The sequence below is a fragment of the Streptomyces sp. NPDC031426 genome, from assembly GCF_055581585.1.
In genome coordinates this window covers 380,419-398,095 of record NZ_JBVIJE010000001.1, presented here as the reverse complement: position 1 = coordinate 398,095, position 17,677 = coordinate 380,419, and the positions used below count along the sequence as shown (strand labels likewise).

Here is a 17,677-nt window from a genome sequence, read left to right as displayed (position 1 = left end):
AGCTGGTGGCCCTGCGAACCGCCGCTGTTGGTGCACTGCCTTCATGGTTGCATCCCACCCGAGTGGGGTGGGGTCCGGCACCATGGGAATGCCGCTGCCACTGTTCCTGCTGCTGTGGGCGCCGATGAGTTCGACGGCCGGGCGGGGTCTGGATCTGAGCACCGCAAGCTGCGCACACGACAGTGAGGGATCATGAGCGCCAACGCACTACCGCCCGTCGTCGACGCCGAGACCTGGCAACGAGAGCTCGATGCCCTGCGCGTACGGGAGAAGGCCGCGACCCGAGAACTGGACGCGATCGCCGCCCAGCGTCGCCGCCTGCCCATGGCCCGGATGCCTGAGTACACCCTGGAGGGTGAGAAGGGGCCGGTCCGGCTGGTGGACGTCTTCGAAGGCAGTACGCAACTGATCGTTTACCACCACATGTGGTTCCCCGGGAAGCAGTGGCAGTGCCCGGGGTGCACGGGCTTCACGTCGCAGTTCACCCGCCTGGACTTCCTGTACGCCTATGACGCCCGGTTCGTCGTCGTCACCCAGGGGCCGATCGACGAAGCGCTCGCTTACAAGCGGCGAGTCGGAAACCACATGACCTGGTACTCCACGGCGAACAGCCCGTTCGGAAGCGATGTCGGTGCACCGCCCGGCGGGGGATTCGCCGTCAACGTCTTCCTGCGTGACGGCGACACCGTCCACCGGACCTGGCACACCGACGGTCGTGGCGTCGAACAGCTCAGTCACACCTTCGCGCTCATCGATCTGTTGCCCTACGGGCGACGGGAGGAGTGGCAGGACTCGCCCGAAGGCTGGCCACAGGATCCGACCTACAGCCGGTGGAGCTCCTCCGAAGACATCGCGGCACTCTACGGCCCGGGACAGCACACGTAGGACTGCCACCGCCAGGCAGTCGACGGGACCCGGGCCTGCATGGCTACGAGGATCCCCGCCTGCCTCCCGGACCGGTCAGCCGTAGCGTGCCGAGGGTCGGCCGTGAGGGCGCCCGCGACGACGAGTGCACGGCGGCTGCCTCCGCGTCGTCGCGCACAGCGCCGGCCTGCTGTGCGCGGCGAGGAGCGTGGCGAACGACTCACCTGTCTGCGCCGTCGTTGTTCGACTTCGGGCATCCGTGGAGCCGCCCATTGCCGTGCCGGCTTCGGTCAGGTCCTGCTCAGCGCCGGCCTCGGCCGTCTAGCCCCAGTGATCAATGCCTCAACTCCGAGCGTTCGGTACGGACGCCGTTGCACGGTCGGTCGCATGGCGAGCCACTCCGGCCGCACACTGCATCAGGTCGCGCCCAGCTCCCATGTCGAGCCTGACGACGAACGGCTCACCCCCAGGGGCACGGGGTGTGGTGCGACGGCCGGTGGCTGCTGTGCTGGTGACGGCTGGCCGACGTCGCCAGGAGCGGCGGTCGGTGGGCCTCCGGGGCATGCGGAAGCGCGAGAGCCGGCCCATGCGGCCGTCCGGCTGCAGGCCACCACCCCCGTCTCACCCGTTCGGCGGTGGGAAACGCCGGAAAGGAAGCCGGCGGACACGACGTCGGGACCGGGACTGACGGGAGGCGTTCGGGCGGGCATCACCAAGGCGGATCGGCCGGTGAACGAAACGACGGGCGCCCGGAGAGCAGTCCGGCAGCGCCTGGTGCCCCGCTCCGGCGGGCTGCGTACGGCGCGTGTGGTGTCGGACAATGGTCAGTACTGGGCCCCGGCCCGATTCCGGCGGGCCGGGGCTCCAGATCATTCACTTGACACCGGCCTAGCCCCAGCGGTCCCGGACCACGCGGAAGCTGGCGACCACGCCGTGATGGACGTGGATCTCATGGGTGGGGCACACGCGCACGCCGTCGCTCTGGCTGTGGGGTCCGACGATGGCGACCGGAGCACCGTTGTCGCAGACCGCCCCACGGAAGACCTCGACGGTCTTGTGCGTGTCGTTGCGGACGTTCAGGGTCTTGGCGCCCAGACCGCTGACCACGGTGATGCAGTCGCCCGGGTGGGCGGAGTACGACCGCTCGTTGATCAGGATCCGGCCCCAGTCGCCTTCACGGCCCTCACGGCCCTCACGGCCCTCACGGCCCTCGTTGCCCTTGCCCTGCCCGGACATGCCGTCGGAAGGAGCCGCAGCGGCGACGACCGGGGCCGACTGGGGCACCGGGGCGGAGGCCGCCGATGCGTAGGTGATACCGGTCGCGACCAGAGCTGCGGCGGCCGCAGCTCCAGCAGTGACCACGGTGGAACGGGGGACCTTCATATCGCTTCTCCTGTCTGCTGTCTCAGAGATACCGGCTCGTCAGCCGGCCGTGATCAAAATTACCTAAAGGAGTCATACCAGTCATATTGAATGACCGCCCTCAGGCGCCGAATGGGGTATTTCCGGCGCCACATGCCGTCGCGTCAGGGGTGCGGATGAGCTTGAAGTACCCCAAGAACAAAGCAGATTGATGCGGCATTAACCCTTTTGGTTGATCCTCTGATGCCCACTCACCATGCAGACCACGGCGTGTCGCTACGGAAGGGGAGGCCGGGTCGTGCTAACGGGCGGGCTGCCTGCACCCAGACCACGACCACGATCCAGTTGACGCAACCACTTGGTTGCCATAGTATCGCAATCAGACGGTTGCTATATCTCTGGAGGCAGACATGGCGTTCCCCGATCGAATCGAGCGGACCATCGAGATCGCGCACCCGCCGGCCAAGGTGTGGGCGGCGCTCACCACGGCCGAGGGACTGAGCGCCTGGTTCGGCAACGAGGCCGCGATCGACCTCCGCCCAGGCGGCACGGCCTGGATGAAGTGGGACGGCGGCCACACCGCCGACATGCGGGTGGAACGGGTCGAGGAGCCCACGGTGTTCGGCTTCACGTGGCGCATGGCCGAACTGTCCGAGGACGATCCGCGCCGGACCTATGTGGAGTTCACGCTCGAACCGGTCGGCACCGGCACCCGGCTCACCGTGGTCGAGACCGGCTTCGCCCAGCTCGCGGACGAGGTCTACCGCAAGGAGTACGACGGCCACGCCGAGGGTTGGGCGCGCGAACTGGGCGAACTGGTCGACTACCTCGATGCCGCGGCCTGACGTCGAGGCGATCGCCGAACAGGTCTTCGCCGCACTGGCCGACCCGAGCCGGCGCGCCATCCTGGCCGCGCTGGCGTCAGGGGGGCCGGCCACGGCCACGGACCTGGCCGGCCGGCTGCCGATCACCCGGCAGGCGATCGCCAAACACCTGGCTCTGCTGGCCGATGCCGGCCTGGTGACGGCCGAACCGGGTGAGCGGCGCCGGGTGCGGTACCGGCTGCGGTCCGCACCGATGCAGGTGGCGCAGCAGTTCCTGGCCGCGCTGGCCCGCGACTGGGACAGCCCGCTCGGCGCTCTGAAAGATCACCTCGACGAGCAGGCGCGCGGATCCGCGTGACGAGGACCGCCGCCTGACACACCGGTGGGAGAGCCGACGGTGAACGTGGACATCCCGCGGCCGAGCGCGCCGGCGCTGGTGCTGGGGGTGACGCTCGGGCTGGCCGCGGCATGCTGGGTGGCCGCGGTCCGGCTGATGCACGGCATGGACATGGGGGTCGCGACCGGGCCCGGGTCGTTCGGGTTCTTCGCCGCGACGTGGATGACGATGATGGCGGCGATGATGCTGCCGGGCGCGGCCCCGGCGGTCGCCGGGCACGTCCGCCTGGTCGGCAGGGTGTGTGGCGCGCTGCCGTTCACCGGGGCTTACCTCGCCGTCTGGGCGCTCGCCGGTGTCGTGGCGTACGCGCTGGACCGGCCGCACGGATCACCGGCCGCCGGCGCCGTGGTGATCATCGCGGGCACCTATGAGCTCACGCCGGTCAAGCGGCGTTTTCGGCGACGCTGCCATGAGGTTGCCGGCTCCGGGCTGAGGTTCGGGCTGTACTGCGCCGGATCGAGCATCGGGCTGATGGCGATGCTGGTGGCGCTGGGCGTGATGAGCGTGTTGTGGATGTCGTTGGTCGCCGCCCTCGTCTCCGCGCAGAAGCTGCTGCCCGCGAAGACCGTGATCGATGTACCGCTGGCGCTGGCGATCGTCGGGCTCGGCGTCGTGACCGTCGTCGCGCCCTCGCTGCTTCCGGGGCTCACGCCAGCGCCGATGTAGCGACGCGCGGCAGGACGAGGCAGAACAAGGCAGAACAGGGCAAGGAGACAAGCGATGACCGGTCACAAGACAGGGACACGCGAGGAGTGGCTCGCGGCGAGGCTGGAGCTGCTCGAGGCGGAGAAGGAGCTGACCCGGCGCGGTGACGAGCTGGCCCGGCGGCGGCAGGAGCTGCCCTGGGTCCGGGTGGACAAGGGCTACCGCTTCGAGACCGAGGAAGGGACGGCATCGCTCACCGACCTGTTCCGGGGTCGCTCGCAGCTGCTCGTCTACCACTTCATGTTCGGGCCCGACTACACCGCCGGATGCCCGTCCTGCTCGGCGATCGCCGACGGCTTCAACGGCTCCGTGGTCCATCTGGCCCAGCACGACGTCATGTTCTGGGCGGTGTCGCGAGCCCCGCTCGCCAAGCTCCACGGCTACCGGCAGCGCATGGGCTGGACCTTCCCGTGGGCGTCGTCCTACGGCAGCGACTTCAACTTCGACTTCGGGGTGGCCCACACCAAGGAGGAGTGGGAAGCGGGACTCGTCGCGTACAACTTCGGTGAGGAGGACATGCGGCCGGCATCGGACGACGAGCAGGGTTCCCGCGATGCCTTCAGCCAAGCGATCGTCGGCACGGACTGGGAGACCTACCGGCGGGAAGGGCCCGGCGTGAGCGGGTTCGCGCTGCAGGACGGCGAGGTTTACCACACCTATTCGGCGTACGCGCGCGGCCTGGACGCCCTGTGGGGCATGTACCAGTGGCTCGACCGTGCGCCGCTGGGCCGCAACGAGACCGGCTTCTGGTGGCGCCGCCACGACGAGTACGACAACCGGACCTGACCGTTGCGGTGCTGAGCACGAGTTGTGGTCGATATGGCCGTTGAGGCTGCGGGTGTGGACGGAACCGACCTTCCCACAGCGGCCACAAGGCCGACGTGGGGCTCGGTCGATGGAATGCTGTGAGCTGACGACGCCGGGCACCGCGTCGGCATGTCAAGTGGCGGGCATGTGGCGGCCGTTCCCTGAATCCGCTCGGCCCGGAGAGGACTGAGACTGTTGGCGGCATACACCCTGCGCCCGATCGGGCACGTCGAATCACCGTTGACCGATCGGGCGGCGGCTCCCCGACAGCCCGATGAGGGAGCCCCCGACGCCTGGCTCGTCTTCGAGGACCGGTACGCCCCCGCCCTGGACGGACTGACCCCGGGCACCGACGTGCTGCTGCTCACCTGGCTCGACCGCGCCGACCGCGACACACTCAGCGTCCGCCCGCGCGGCGACACCAACCGCCCGCTCACCGGCGTCTTCGCGACCCGCGCCCCCGACCGCCCCAACCCGATCGGCCTCCATACGGTCCGCATCCTCGCCATCGCCGGAACGCGCGTCCATGTCCGCAACCTCGAAGCGCTCGACTCGACCCCGATCCTGGACGTCAAACCCCTCCTCACTCCGGACCGTTGACGGCCGGGCCCCGGCCTTCGTGGAACGGAGTCCCAGCGGTTGGCGTTCGTGACCTGGCAGACCACGCGGCAAGGCAGGTGTCCGTAGTCCACCGTCCCGGGGATCCGGCGGGACCGCCGCTGCGTGTGCGGGTGGGCGACGAGGTCGTCGTCACCTTGCACGGACCAGCCGCCCATGGGTGGACGCCGGTCGAGGTGGTCACCGGGCCCTTGAGGGTGATCGCGGCGGAAACGGCCGACGGCACCGTGCGGGCCACTGTCCGGGCAGTCGCGGCCGGTGCGGCGGAGTTGCGGTCGACGTCGTCGTTCCGCGGAGACCGGTTCGGGCCGCAGACGCGGCTGTGGCGGCTGCTGGTGGATGTCGAAGCGGCCTAGACCTACGGACGGTTACGGGATCACGGTCAGAGTCAGTCGCCAGACCCGCGAGCTCGGGCCGTGCGGATCGGGGGTGTAGGTGTCGGCCGAGTTGAGGCTGGCGGTACCCGCAGCGGCGGCGCGTGCGGTGGCGGACCGGGTCCCGTCCGGTGCGGCATGGTCGTCCAGCAGCGGCACCGTCCGCGGATCCGAACTCGTGACCGGCGCCCAGCCGTAGCGGGGCGGCGGCTTCAGGATGATGTGGATCGTCGTGCCCACGTGGACGCAGGCGGTGCGCAGGGGGTTGTCCGCGGGCGGGTAGCGGACCGTGACGGTGCCGCTGAGGCACTGGCGGGTCGAGCCGGACGCAGAGGAGCCGACGGGGGCCGGGCTCCCTTGGGACGACCGGGTCGAAACGGCGAGGGCGGAGGCGCCCGTCCTGGCAGGCAGTGCGCCCCCGGCGCCACAGGCAGCGGCTGAGACCATGACGGCGACCACGGCAAGCGATCGGGCGCCCAAGTGGCGGTGTCCCACGATGCCCCCAGGGGAAATCCCTTCAGCGCCACAGAGCGAACCCCTGTGGTTTTACTGCGAGTTGACTGTACTCCGTAAATTCTCGGTTGCCTCGCGCCACCCTGGCGTCTCCCCTCTTGTTGCTTGACATGTCCAGTGCAACCATGCCGGATTGCGAACACGCGCTCCATCGGCGTGAACGTCCTTCTGCTCCCCGCATGCCGGAGGATCTCCGGCTGTTCGAAAGGATGTTCCGTGCCCCGATCCAGACGCAGACGCGGCCGCATAGCCGCGCTCACCGCGATCCTGACCGCAGTTCCCGCTCTGTGGCTCTCCGCTCCGGCCGCTCAGGCCGATCCCGCGCCGCACACCCCGGCGCCGCACCGCTCGACCGACACCGGCCCCGCCGTCCGGCACGACACCTCCCCCGCTCTGCGCTCCATGGCCGCCCACGCGCACCACGGGCACCACGGGCACCACGGCAAGAAGGAGCAGCACGACGACCCCGGCGAGGAGCGGCTGCCGCATCCGCCCGCCTCCCGTATCCCCGACCCGGTCGTGCAGTCCAGTCCCGGCGGACCCTCCGCCCCCTCGACGGGCACGAAACAAGGACAACGCCACCGGCACGACCACCACCGTGCTGGCCAAGACCTGTGTGTCGTCCTCCGGCTGGCATCAGAAGACCGCCCCGGTCACGGCCGGGCACAGCTACTCGCTCACCCTGATCAGCCGTGACGACAACTGCACGGGTGACGCCACGTACACCCGCTACGACGACGTGACCCTGTCCTGATCCACCGCGTCGTCCCAGGGGCCGCCAACCTCACGCCGGCGACCCCGCCCGAACCTCCCTCCACGACAAGGGGTCTTCTCATGTCGCGTACTGCTGTCCGCAGATCCGTGGCGATGGCCACCACCGCTCTGCTCTCGTCAGGCGGTCTGCTCCTCGCCTCGCACCCGGCGCTGGCCGACGTCTCCAACGGCGGCTTCGAATCCGGCGGTCTGACCGCCTGGACCGCCGCGGGCACCACTGCCGTCGTCAACTCCGGTGCCCACACTGGTACATACGCCGCCCGCGTCGGCGGCACCTCGCCCACCAACGGCGACTCCTCGATCGCCCAGAGCTTCACCGCGCCCACGGGCGCCACCCAGCTGTCCTTCTGGTACGACGTCACCTGCCCCGACACGCTGACGTACGACTGGGCCACGGCCACCCTGACCGACACCACGACCGGCACCACGACGACCGCACTGGCCAAGACCTGCACCAACGGTCAGAGCTGGAAGCAGGTCACGTCGTCCGTGACCGCCGGTCACAGCTACACCCTCAAACTCGTCAGCCACGACGACAACTACGCGGGCGACGCCACCTACACCCTCTACGACGACGTCGCTTTCACCACCGCCACCCCGCCGCCCGGACTGACCCAGGTCAGTACCGACCCGTTCACCAACTCCTCCAGTCAGCACGCCACCGAGCTGGAACCCGACACCTTCGCTCACGGCAACACGATCGTCGCCTCCTCGCAGGTCGGCCGGTTCTCCGACGGCGGCTCCTCGGACATCGGCTGGAACACCTCCACCGACGGCGGCACCACCTGGCAGCACGGCATGCTGCCCGGCATCACCACCTACCAGGGCGGCACCTGGGCCCGAGTCTCCGACCCGGCCGTGGCCTACGACGCCAAGCACGGCACCTGGATGATCGCCGGACTGGTCATCGACTCGAACGTGAACGGCGCCGGCGTCAGCGTGAGCCGCTCCACGAACGGCACGAACTGGCAGAACCCGGTACTCGCGGTCGGCAACGACGGCCAGGGCTACGACAAGGAGTGGATCGTCTGCGACAACTCCGCCACCAGCCCCTACTACGGCACCTGCTACGTCGAGGTCGACATCACGTCCTCGGGCAACGCGGTGGTGATGAGCCGCTCCACCGACGGCGGCGCCACCTGGTCGACGCCGGTGGCCCCGTCCGGAGGCCCGAGCGGCCTGGGCGGCCAGCCCCTGGTCCAGCCCAACGGCACGGTCGTGGTCCCCTATTCGGCCAACGGCAGCGCCGTGCGTGCCTTCAACTCGACCAACGGTGGCGCCGGCTGGTCCTCCAGCACGCTGATCGCCAACGTCTCCAGTCACGGAGTGGCCGGCAACCTGCGCGACGGTGAGGGCCTGCCGTCCGCCGAGATCGACGGATCCGGCAAGATCTACGTCGCCTGGCAGGACTGCCGCTTCCGCTCCGGCTGCCCGGCCAACGACATCGTCTACGCCACCTCCACCAACGGCACCAGCTGGTCGGCCGTGACCCGGGTTCCCATCGACGCCACCACCAGCGCCGTCGACCACTTCATCCCGGGCATCGGCATCGACCCCGCCACCTCCGGCACGACGGCGAAGATCGGCCTCTACTACTACTTCTACCCGAACGCCAACTGCACTGCCTCCACCTGTCAGTTGGAGGTCGGCTATATCTCCTCCGCCAACGGCGGCAGCACCTGGAGCAGCCCGACCACGGTCGCCGGCCCCATGTCCCTGTCCCAGATAGCGAACACCACTCAGGGCAGCATGGTCGGCGACTACCTCTCCACCTCCGTCATCGGTGGCAAGGCGGTCTCCGTCTTCGCCGTCGGCAAGGCCCCGGCGGGCGGCCAGGCCTTCGACGAGGCGCTCTACACCGCAGGCCCGCTAGCCGTCACCGGCGGCAGCTCCGCCGCCACGACCCGAGGTGCCGCCAGCGTCGCCGCACCGCACACCACCCATCCCCTCCCGACCCGGCACTGATCCAGGACGGCAGGCGGGTGCGCCCCGGCAGGCAACCCAGGGGCGCACCCGTCAGCGCGCGAGAGAGCGGCCATGGCGCGCACTTCGCTGGGGAAATGCTCCTCGGCCAGGTCGGCGGCGGCTGACCGGGATCCGCGCCGCATCCGCTGCCCGCGTCAGCTGCCGCCCGCTCCCAGTGCCGCCAGCAGCACCCGCACCCACACCCACACCAGGGTCGCGGCACCGAGAAGGCCATGGGCGGCGACGACAGGAACGGGCAGATGCCGTTCCGCGGGCGTCGATTCCTCACCTGCGGCCGCCGGGGCGGAGCGGTACACGGGGACCCAGCGGGCGAACATCGTGAAACCGAGCAGCGCGACGGCGACGAGGATGCCGAAGGACGTCCAGGTCAGGGCCGACCGGTCGGCCGCGAGACAGACGATCCAGACGACCAGCCCGGCCGCCGCGAGCAGGAAGTGACCGAACACGACCGGGGCCGGCAAGCGGGTCGTCCCCGTCTGCTGCTGGCGCAGGCCACCGCGGGTGATCCAGCGGGTCAGCAGGACGAATCCGCCGAGGGCGGTGACCACCCAGGCGACAAGAGCGGCAATGTCCATGTCGTACTCCAGTGGTTCCGAGGTGCGGATGGGTGAGGATCGGGCTGCCGGTCAGGGGCGGTGCCGGGTGCGGTAGCCCTTGGCCTGCGCGGACTCCCCGGCGACCCGGACGCCGTAGCGGTAGGCGAGCTTGCCGCCGAGGTAGCCGGACACGCCGAGGACGGCGAGCGAGACGGCGGAGAGCACGAGTTGGCCGTATCCGACGCCCTGCCCCTCCGGGTGCCCGCCGCCCTGCCGCCAGACGAAACCGGCCGCGTACGCGGCGGTCACGGCCAGGTTCAGCCCCATGTGCACCAGGCCCGTGCGGAAGGCCGGCGTTCCGGTGGGAATGGCGAACAGGTCCAGGAACCCCGGGCAGGCAGCCGCCAGCGCACCCAGCACGCCGATGGCGATCAGCCAGGTCGACCGTGGGCCAGAAAGGCCGGCCGGTGGACGATCCGCGAGGCGACGTCGAAGACCAGGCTGCACACCCAGGCCCCGATCGGCACGGTGACCAGAATCGGCTGGAACGGATGCCCGTACGGCCCTGCCAGCGCGCTACTGACCGGCTGCTTCGCCTGTCGCAGGCCCTTGAGATCACTGTCCACGGTCATACGGCACGCACCTCGCCCTTGAGTCGGCCGTCGAGCTGTTTCACCAACGATTGTTGGTCTTATTCGCGCCACGGTTCAAGCGGCCGTCACTCTCCGCCGCGTAGGCGGTCTCGGCGCGGCACCGGTCGTCGGGCGTCCCAGCCAGGCAAGGAAGGCAAGCACGAACAGCCCTTCGATGATCAGGGACAGCGGGCCGTACGGCGGATCCCAGCTGGTTTCCTGGTAGCCCTCCGGCAGGCCCACGGTCCGCGACAGCAGAAATCCGGCGATCATGCCGAGGCTGACGAGGGCCCCGGTCAGCCAGGCGATCATGGGGCGCGCCAAGGCGACCAGTGCCGCCGCCACGAAGAGCATGACGACAGCGCCCACGGCGAACAGAACGCCGATGTAGAACTTCTCCTCGAGGTGATCGGGAATGAGGACGGTGTGCAGCACCACGTTGCCGATGGCGCAGCACGCTCCCAGTCCTCTGAGGGTGACTTCGGTCGCGGAGGTGGAGTTCATCGGTGACTCCAGCTGTTGTCATCGAGGGAGCAGCCCAGCCGGGGGGGCGGTGGCGGCCGGCGATCGGTTCCGCCTGTGTTCACCGCTCGCAGGCGGTGCCCGCCTCCGGATTTCCCGGCATGCGCTCACCGCGTAGTTCCACGCAGCATGCGCCGGGTCGCGGGGCGAGCACCGCTGTGGTCCTGTCGCTTCCCAGGCCGTGCAGATAGCCGGCCAGGAACGCCTGATTGACGGCGCACACCAGTTCCGGGGCCTCGGCCGCCAGGGGGTGGAAGGGGCAGTCGCGCAGCCGCAGCAGGGTGGGTGTGGTGCGCTCGGGCTCGAAGCCGAACTCCTCGAGCGTCTCGGCCGCCACGCCCAGTCCGCGCTCGGCACCGAGGCGTCCGGGACGCACCCGTTCGCGTTCGGCGCCGCCCGGGGCTTCGCCGCGCGCGCACGCGACGCGGAGCGCGGCATCGCGGGCGGATTCGCCGTCGGTCTCGGTGAGCACGGCCTCGGTGAGGACGTCGGCCAGCATTCCGTAGCGGCGCTGAGGGATGCTCACCGCGATGGCCTCGCCCGTCGGTTCATAGACCTTGGGCCTGCGTCCGACCTTGCGGATGCCCGTCGGAGGTTCGTAGCGTGCCTGGAGCAGACCGGCGGCCACCAGCTTGTCGAGGTGGAAGGCCGCCAGCTTGCGGGAGATGCCGAGGCCGTCGGCCACCTCCTCACGCGTCATCGGCCGCCGCTCGTGCCGGATGAGCTCGAACATGCGGCGCCATGTGGCGTCGCCGAAGGCCGCCAGGCTGGTCAGCGAGGCGTGGTCCAGTCCCACTCGTTCAATGTATTCGCCCATGAGAATTGGCGAAACTCTTCAGTGGTGCTGTTGTCCGGGAGGTTTCCCTCCCATGGCGTCATACGAATGGGACCTTGGACGAGATTGCCCCGGTCGCGGGTCAGTCGGTGTCGCGCCCACCCAGCAGGCCGGTGACCTGCGAGCGTACGACGTGCCATGCGGCGGTCGGCAGGTCGCCGAAGGCCGACGCGCGCAGCGTCTGCAGCGCCTGCGCCGGGTCGGCGCCGCACGGGGCGCTGCCGCTGAGCACGTCGTAACCGTCGCGCACGGCGACCCGCAGCCTGTCGCCACCGTCGTCGACGTGCACCGCCGAGGCGACGACGGGAGGCGGCGGTCCACCCGCCTCACCCGCGAGCTTCCGGTACGCACAGGCGATCGGTTCACGCCAGCGCAGGCTGAGCAGGACGGGGCGCTTGGCCACCAGCTCGGCCAGGTCCGTCTCCCGGACGCCGTCGGATTCCAGCACCGTCGCCCGCGCGTCCAGGACGATCGCCGCGGGCAGCAGACAGCGCAGCGCGCTGCCGACGAGGTTGCCGCCGACCGTCGCCGTCCGCCGCACGGCCCCGGTGCCCACTGCGGCGGCCGCCAGGCGCAGCACGTCCGGCACCCGGTCGTTCATCCGGTGCAGGACCACGGCGCCACCCACGGTCTCCCGCCCCAGCACGTTGGCCTCCGGCACATCGCGCAGGGACATGGCCAGCTCGGGGAAACCGTCCCGCTGCCATGTGGCCCACACGAGCGTGGCCCCGCCGATCGGCACGGCCCCCTCGGCCAGGCACTGCTGCGCTTCGGACACCGACGTGGGGAAACGCACCAACACAGCGACCGGCCTGCCTTCCTCGGGAGTTGACCGAAGGCGGTGAGCAATGCCTTGGCCAACCGCCCTCACCGAGGCAGTCTTCTCGCCCGGGCGGGGGCGCGTACAGGGCTCACACGAGCACGCCGCGCCCTCGCCACGCCGATCCGACTGCCGCCGCCGCCGCCGAGCATGGTTTTGGACCTTCGTACCGGTGACATTGTGGACCTGTCGCCGACGTCCACGGTGCGGGCAGCGTGGACGGCATGGACACGCCTTCCGCTTCGTTCGCCCAGCTCCTCCCCGGCATGATCGGGATGACGCTGGTCGGCAGCAGCGTCACCGTCTCGCGCACCCTCGTCGGCGCCCCGCTGTTCACCACCCAGGCGGTCCGCTACGCGGCCGCGACCGTCATCCTCTTGGTCATGGCACGGCTCGCCGGTGCCCGGCTGGTGTGGCCACGGGTCCGCGAGTGGCTGTGGCTGGCCGGGATCGCGGTGACCGGTCTGGTGCTGTTCAACGTGGCCGTGGTCCGGGGCGTCGATCATGCGGAGCCCGCGGTGGTCGCCGTCGCGGTCGCCTGTGTGCCGGTGGTTCTCGGGGTGGTGGGTCCGGTGCTGGAGCGGCGCAGGCCGAGCCGGCAGGTCCTGTGGGCCGCGCCGGTCGTCATGGCGGGCGCGGTGCTGGTGGAGGGAACGGGCCGCACCGATGCCGTCGGGGTGGCCTGGGCCGCGCTGGCCCTGGGCTGCGAGGCCGCGTTCACGCTGCTCGCGGTGCCGGTACTGCGGCGGCACTCGCCGTGGGGGGTGTCCGTGCACGCGATTTGGCTGGCCGCCGTGCTGCTGGCCGTGCTCGGTACGGCGGCGGATGGGCCGTCGGCCGTACGGGAGCTGTCCGGGTCCCAGTGGGCGGCCGCCGGATATCTGGCGTTGATGGTGACGGCGGTCGCCTTCGTGCTGTGGTACTCCACGGTCCGCGCCGTAGGGGCCGGGCGAGCGGGTCTGCTCACGGGCATCGCGCCGCTCGCCGCGGCGGTCGTCGGCGCCGTCTCGGGCAGCGACGTGCCGAGGCCGTCGGTGTGGCTGGGCATCGCCGTGCTGATCGCCGGCCTGGTCGCTGGTCTGCGGCCACGCGGCGTTCCCGGCGCAGAGGCCGCGGATCCGGATCCCTCGGCCGCGGCGAACCCTTCCCCGGCCTCGGCCCGCTCCAGATAGCGGGCCGGGTAGCGCCCGTTGCCGGAACCCCTCCGTGCGGAATCCCCCCGTCAGCAAGTCCGGCATAAGTAGGGTGATATGCATGAAGGCACTTTTGTTGTCTGGCGGCTCAGGTACCCGTTTGCGCCCCATCACCCATACATCGGCGAAGCAACTTGTACCGGTCGCGAACAAACCGGTGCTGTTCTACGGCCTGGAGGCGATCGCCGAGGCGGGCATCACCAAGGTCGGGATCATCGTCGGGGACACCGCCGAGGAGATCCGGGAGGCGGTCGGCGACGGTTCCGCGTTCGGCCTCGACGTCACCTACATCCCGCAGGCGGCGCCGCTGGGTCTGGCCCACGCGGTGCTGATCGCCCGTGAGTTCCTGGGTGACGACGACTTCGTGATGTACCTCGGCGACAACTTCGTCGTCGGAGGCATCACGGACCTGGTGGACGCCTTCCGCAGCGAACGGCCGGCGGCGCAGATCCTGTTGACGAAGGTGCCGGACCCGACCGCGTTCGGGGTGGCCGAGCTGGACGCGGCGGGCCAGGTGATCGGCCTGGAGGAGAAGCCCCGGCACCCCAAGAGCGAGCTGGCGCTGGTGGGCGTGTATCTGCTCTCCCCGGCGATCCACGAGGCCGTGCGCTCGATCAAGCCGTCCTGGCGCGGCGAGTTGGAGATCACGCATGCCATCCAGTGGCTGATCGACGCCGGACGTGATGTGCGTTCCACGATCATCTCCGGCTACTGGAAGGACACCGGGAACGTCACCGACATGCTCGAGGTCAACCGCTCGGTCCTGGAGACCCTGGAGCGACGGATCGACGGGACGGTCGACGGCGAGAGCGAGATCATCGGCCGGGTGCGGATCGAGCCCGGGGCGAAGGTCACCGGCAGCCGCATCGTGGGCCCGGTGGTCGTCGGTGCGAACACCGTGATCACCGACTCGTACGTCGGCCCCTTCACCTCGATAGCCGGCGACTGCCGGATCGACGACAGCGAGATCGAGTACTCGATCGTGCTGCGCGACTCCTCGGTGAGCGGGGTCCGGCGGGTGGAGGCCTCCCTCATCGGACGCAACGTCGAGGTGACTCCCGCGCCCCGCAAGCCTGCCGCCCACCGGCTCGTCCTCGGCGACCACAGCAAGGTGCAGATCTCCTCATGACCACCAGGATCTTGGTGACCGGCGGTGCCGGTTTCATCGGCTCGCACTACGTCCGCACGCTGCTCGGCCCGGCCGGCCCGGATGACGTGGCGGTCACGGTGCTGGACAGGCTCACCTACGCGGGCAACCCGGCCAATCTCGACGAGGTGCGCGATCACCCCCGATTCGCCTTCGTCCAGGGTGACATCTGTGATGCCGCGCTGGTCGACGAGCTGCTCGCCGGGCACGACCAGCTGGTCCACTTCGCCGCCGAGTCCCATGTGGACCGCTCGATCCTGGCTGCCACCGAGTTCGTCCGGACCAACGTCCTGGGCACGCAGACACTGCTGGACGCGGCGCTGCGCCACGGAGGTTCGAAGACCTTCGTGCACATCTCCACCGACGAGGTGTACGGCTCCCTCGACTTCGGCTCCTGGCCGGAGACGGACCCGCTGCGCCCCAACTCCCCGTACGCCGCCTCCAAAGCGGCCGGCGACCTGATGGCCCTCGCCCACCACCGCACCCACGGCCTGGACGTGCGGGTGACCCGCTGCTCCAACAACTACGGCCACCACCACTTCCCCGAGAAGGTCATCCCGCTGTTCATCACGAACCTGCTGGACGGCAGGAAGGTCCCGCTGTACGGCGACGGCGGCAACGTCCGCGACTGGCTGCACATCGACGACCACGTCCAGGGCATCGAGCTGGTGCGCACCCAGGGGCGCGCCGGTGAGGTCTACAACATCGGCGGCGGCACCGAGTTGACCAACAAGGAGCTGACCGCGCTGCTGCTGGAGGCCTGCGGCGCCGACTGGGACACCAGCGTCGAGCACGTCGCCGACCGCAAGGGCCACGACCGCCGTTACTCCGTGGACTGCACGAAGATCCGCGAGGAGCTCGGCTACCAGCCCCGCAAGGACTTCGCCACCGGCCTTGCGGAGACGGTCGCTTGGTATCGCGAGAACCGCGCCTGGTGGGAGCCGCTGAAGGAGCGCGCGGCGTTGTAGTGCCGGCATCAACACCCCTTTGACGACGAGCAGGGAACCATGACCACCACTTGGCTGATCACCGGCTGCACCGGAATGCTCGGACAGGATGTCCTCGCGCGGCTGCGCCGGGACGGGGAGAGCACCGTCGGCCTCGCGCGTGGCAGTCTGGACATCACGGATGCCGTCGCGGTGGCCGATGTCGTCGACGCGCACCGCCCCCGCATCGTGGTCAACTGCGCCGCCTGGACGGCCGTCGACGACGCCGAGGCGCACGAGGCGGACGCCCTGCGGGTCAACGGCGACGGACCCCGGCACCTCGCCGAGGCCTGTGTGAAGACGGGCGCCCGGCTGATCCAGGTCTCGACGGACTATGTGTTCGGGGGCGACGGGACCGGCCCGTATCCAGAGGACGCCCCGACGGCACCGCGCGGCGCGTACGGACGTACCAAGCTGGCGGGGGAACAGGCGGTGCTGACGACGCTCCCGGACGCGGGATACGTCGTGCGTACGGCGTGGCTGTACGGCGTGGGAGGCGGAAACTTCGTCGACACGATGATCGGACTGGAGTCGGTCAAGGACACCGTAGACGTGGTCGACGACCAGCGCGGACAGCCCACCTGGACGGTGGACCTCGCTGACCGGCTCGTACGGCTGGGGCGTGCCGCCCTCGCCGGTGCCGCGCCCGCCGGGGTCTACCACGGCACCAGCGGCGGGGAGACGACCTGGTTCGGCCTGGCCCAGGAGATCTTCCGGCTGCTGGGCGCGGACCCCGGACGGGTCCGGCCGACCACCGGCACGGCCTTCGCACGGCCCGCTCCCCGCCCCGCGTACAGCGTCCTGGGGCACGGCCGCTGGCGCCGGGCGGGGATCGAACCGATCCGTGACTGGCGCGAGGCGCTGCACACGGCTTTTCCGGCTCTGCTCGACGAGAAGAAGGGCTCATCCCGGTGAACTTCAGGATCCAGCCGACCGCACAGGTCGACGAGACGGCCACGATCGGTGACGGGACGACGGTCTGGGACCTGGCCCAGATCCGGGAGGACGCCCGGCTGGGCAGCGGGTGCATCGTGGGCCGGGGAGCGTATGTCGGCCCGGGGGTGCGGATCGGCGACAACGTGAAGCTCCAGAACTACGCGCTGGTCTACGAACCCGCGGAGCTCGGTGACGGGGCGTTCGTCGGTCCGGCGGCGGTGCTCACCAACGACTACTTTCCCCGATCGGTGGACCCGCAGGGCCGGCTCAAGCGCGGTGGCGACTGGGAGACCGTGGCGGTGGTGGTGGGCGAGGGAGCGTCCCTGGGGGCCCGGTCGGTGTGTGTGGCACCGGTGCGCGTCGGCCGTTGGGCGCTGGTCGCGGCGGGTGCCGTGGTGACGAAGGACGTGCCGGACTTCGCGCTCGTGGCGGGCGTTCCGGCGCGCCGCATCGGCTGGGTCGGCCGGGCCGGCGCACGACTGGTCGAGCGGAACGGCGAGCCGGGCGGATGGGAGTGCCCCGAGACAGGAGCGCTGTACGACGAGAAGGACGGCCAACTCGTCGAGCGCGCCTGACTTCTCGTCGAGCGCGGATGACTTCTGATTCTCCCAAAACACCAATGCTCGAACACGTGCAGGCATAACATGTGTGCGAACTGTGCAGACCGGGCACAGTCAGCGCACAAACCAGTGCCCAGGGGGGGTTACCGGGTGGGACGCCTGTGTCCGAAGCGCGGAGCGACGACCGCTCCGACGCCTGACGTCTGACGTTCCGACGTCTGCTGTCCGCCGCGTGGCCGTCCGCGACGCGGCGCTCACAAGCCTGCGCAAAAAGAGGACCCACAGG

General features: G+C 70.1%; 22 protein-coding genes. 14 read left to right on the top strand and 8 right to left on the bottom strand.

All coding sequences use genetic code 11. The features are described from left to right. Positions 1-192: 192 nt before the first annotated feature. On the top strand, positions 193-885 hold the full coding sequence (locus ACZ5NH_RS02000) for a DUF899 domain-containing protein (protein ID WP_468772463.1): 693 nt from the start codon (positions 193-195) through the stop codon (positions 883-885). A gap of 867 nt (positions 886-1,752) precedes the next feature. Here ACZ5NH_RS02000 and ACZ5NH_RS01995 read toward each other — a convergent pair. Next, on the bottom strand, positions 1,753-2,247 hold the full coding sequence (locus ACZ5NH_RS01995; protein WP_388635877.1) for a hypothetical protein: 495 nt from the start codon (positions 2,245-2,247) through the stop codon (positions 1,753-1,755). A gap of 389 nt (positions 2,248-2,636) precedes the next feature. On the opposite strand from ACZ5NH_RS01995, the gene ACZ5NH_RS01990 reads away from it, so the two are divergent. The 6 genes from ACZ5NH_RS01990 (at position 2,637) to ACZ5NH_RS01965 (ending at position 5,933) form a co-directional block, all read left to right on the top strand. Continuing rightward, positions 2,637-3,071 (top strand): SRPBCC domain-containing protein, encoded by a 435-nt coding sequence (locus tag ACZ5NH_RS01990; protein ID WP_468772461.1) that lies wholly within the window; start codon positions 2,637-2,639, stop codon positions 3,069-3,071. Beyond that, positions 3,058-3,408 carry an ArsR/SmtB family transcription factor gene (locus ACZ5NH_RS01985; protein WP_451552394.1) on the top strand — a complete coding sequence of 117 codons (351 nt, stop codon included), beginning with the start codon at positions 3,058-3,060 and terminating at the stop codon, positions 3,406-3,408. Before ACZ5NH_RS01990 ends, ACZ5NH_RS01985 begins: the two co-directional genes overlap by 14 nt. A 39-nt stretch (positions 3,409-3,447) precedes the next feature. Further along, entirely contained in the window at positions 3,448-4,113 is a 666-nt protein-coding gene (locus tag ACZ5NH_RS01980) for a copper chaperone (RefSeq protein ID WP_468772460.1), read from the top strand. A gap of 54 nt (positions 4,114-4,167) precedes the next feature. Beyond that, positions 4,168-4,938, top strand: a complete 771-nt coding sequence (locus ACZ5NH_RS01975) for a DUF899 domain-containing protein (protein WP_468772458.1) — start codon at positions 4,168-4,170, stop codon at positions 4,936-4,938. Positions 4,939-5,154: 216 nt separating this feature from the next. Further along, on the top strand, positions 5,155-5,559 hold the full coding sequence (tsaA, locus tag ACZ5NH_RS01970) for a tRNA (N6-threonylcarbamoyladenosine(37)-N6)-methyltransferase TrmO (protein ID WP_468772457.1): 405 nt from the start codon (positions 5,155-5,157) through the stop codon (positions 5,557-5,559). 77 nt (positions 5,560-5,636) lie between these two features. Next, a complete protein-coding gene (locus tag ACZ5NH_RS01965; protein WP_468772455.1) occupies positions 5,637-5,933 on the top strand; it encodes a hypothetical protein in 297 nt (98 codons plus the stop codon). Positions 5,934-5,945: 12 nt separating this feature from the next. On the opposite strand, the gene ACZ5NH_RS01960 is transcribed toward ACZ5NH_RS01965, so the two are convergent. Then, on the bottom strand, positions 5,946-6,398 hold the full coding sequence (locus ACZ5NH_RS01960; protein WP_468772454.1) for a hypothetical protein: 453 nt from the start codon (positions 6,396-6,398) through the stop codon (positions 5,946-5,948). 282 nt (positions 6,399-6,680) lie between these two features. Here ACZ5NH_RS01960 and ACZ5NH_RS01955 point away from each other — a divergent pair, with 282 nt between their 5' ends. Together ACZ5NH_RS01955 and ACZ5NH_RS01950 are read left to right on the top strand one after the other, a co-directional pair. Further along, positions 6,681-7,160, top strand: coding sequence for a hypothetical protein (locus tag ACZ5NH_RS01955; protein WP_468772453.1), 480 nt, complete (start codon positions 6,681-6,683; stop codon positions 7,158-7,160). A gap of 138 nt (positions 7,161-7,298) precedes the next feature. Next, a complete protein-coding gene (locus tag ACZ5NH_RS01950) occupies positions 7,299-9,203 on the top strand; it encodes a sialidase family protein (protein ID WP_468772452.1) in 1,905 nt (634 codons plus the stop codon). A 155-nt stretch (positions 9,204-9,358) separates the two neighbouring features. Here ACZ5NH_RS01950 and ACZ5NH_RS01945 read toward each other — a convergent pair whose 3' ends face one another. The 6 genes from ACZ5NH_RS01945 to ACZ5NH_RS01920 all read right to left on the bottom strand — a co-directional run bounded on the left by ACZ5NH_RS01945 (position 9,359) and on the right by ACZ5NH_RS01920 (position 12,551). Next, complete coding sequence (locus ACZ5NH_RS01945) at positions 9,359-9,799, bottom strand: hypothetical protein (protein WP_468772450.1); 441 nt, start codon at positions 9,797-9,799, stop codon at positions 9,359-9,361. Positions 9,800-9,850: 51 nt separating this feature from the next. Further along, entirely contained in the window at positions 9,851-10,180 is a 330-nt protein-coding gene (locus ACZ5NH_RS01940) for a DUF2231 domain-containing protein (protein WP_468772449.1), read from the bottom strand. Between the two features lie 11 nt (positions 10,181-10,191). Continuing rightward, complete coding sequence (locus ACZ5NH_RS01935) at positions 10,192-10,392, bottom strand: hypothetical protein (RefSeq protein WP_468772448.1); 201 nt, start codon at positions 10,390-10,392, stop codon at positions 10,192-10,194. Between the two features lie 75 nt (positions 10,393-10,467). After that, the gene (locus ACZ5NH_RS01930; protein ID WP_468772447.1) at positions 10,468-10,896 is read right to left on the bottom strand and encodes a hypothetical protein; all 429 of its coding nucleotides are present in this window, start codon (positions 10,894-10,896) and stop codon (positions 10,468-10,470) included. A gap of 79 nt (positions 10,897-10,975) precedes the next feature. Further along, positions 10,976-11,710, bottom strand: a complete 735-nt coding sequence (locus ACZ5NH_RS01925; RefSeq protein ID WP_468772446.1) for a helix-turn-helix transcriptional regulator — start codon at positions 11,708-11,710, stop codon at positions 10,976-10,978. Between the two features lie 121 nt (positions 11,711-11,831). Beyond that, entirely contained in the window at positions 11,832-12,551 is a 720-nt protein-coding gene (locus ACZ5NH_RS01920; RefSeq protein WP_468772444.1) for an FAD binding domain-containing protein, read from the bottom strand. A 242-nt stretch (positions 12,552-12,793) separates the two neighbouring features. Between ACZ5NH_RS01920 and ACZ5NH_RS01915 the strand changes: the two genes are divergently transcribed. The 5 genes from ACZ5NH_RS01915 (at position 12,794) to ACZ5NH_RS01895 (ending at position 17,406) form a co-directional block, all read left to right on the top strand. After that, positions 12,794-13,741 (top strand): DMT family transporter, encoded by a 948-nt coding sequence (locus ACZ5NH_RS01915; RefSeq protein ID WP_468772443.1) that lies wholly within the window; start codon positions 12,794-12,796, stop codon positions 13,739-13,741. Between the two features lie 82 nt (positions 13,742-13,823). Then, positions 13,824-14,891 (top strand): glucose-1-phosphate thymidylyltransferase, encoded by a 1,068-nt coding sequence (locus tag ACZ5NH_RS01910; RefSeq protein ID WP_468772442.1) that lies wholly within the window; start codon positions 13,824-13,826, stop codon positions 14,889-14,891. Then, entirely contained in the window at positions 14,888-15,877 is a 990-nt protein-coding gene (gene rfbB / locus ACZ5NH_RS01905; RefSeq protein WP_468772440.1) for a dTDP-glucose 4,6-dehydratase, read from the top strand. Before ACZ5NH_RS01910 ends, rfbB begins: the two co-directional genes overlap by 4 nt. A 39-nt stretch (positions 15,878-15,916) precedes the next feature. After that, positions 15,917-16,810 carry a dTDP-4-dehydrorhamnose reductase gene (rfbD, locus tag ACZ5NH_RS01900; protein ID WP_468772439.1) on the top strand — a complete coding sequence of 298 codons (894 nt, stop codon included), beginning with the start codon at positions 15,917-15,919 and terminating at the stop codon, positions 16,808-16,810. Continuing rightward, on the top strand, positions 16,807-17,406 hold the full coding sequence (locus ACZ5NH_RS01895; RefSeq protein WP_468772438.1) for an acyltransferase: 600 nt from the start codon (positions 16,807-16,809) through the stop codon (positions 17,404-17,406). Before rfbD ends, ACZ5NH_RS01895 begins: the two co-directional genes overlap by 4 nt. Positions 17,407-17,677 lie beyond the last annotated feature (271 nt).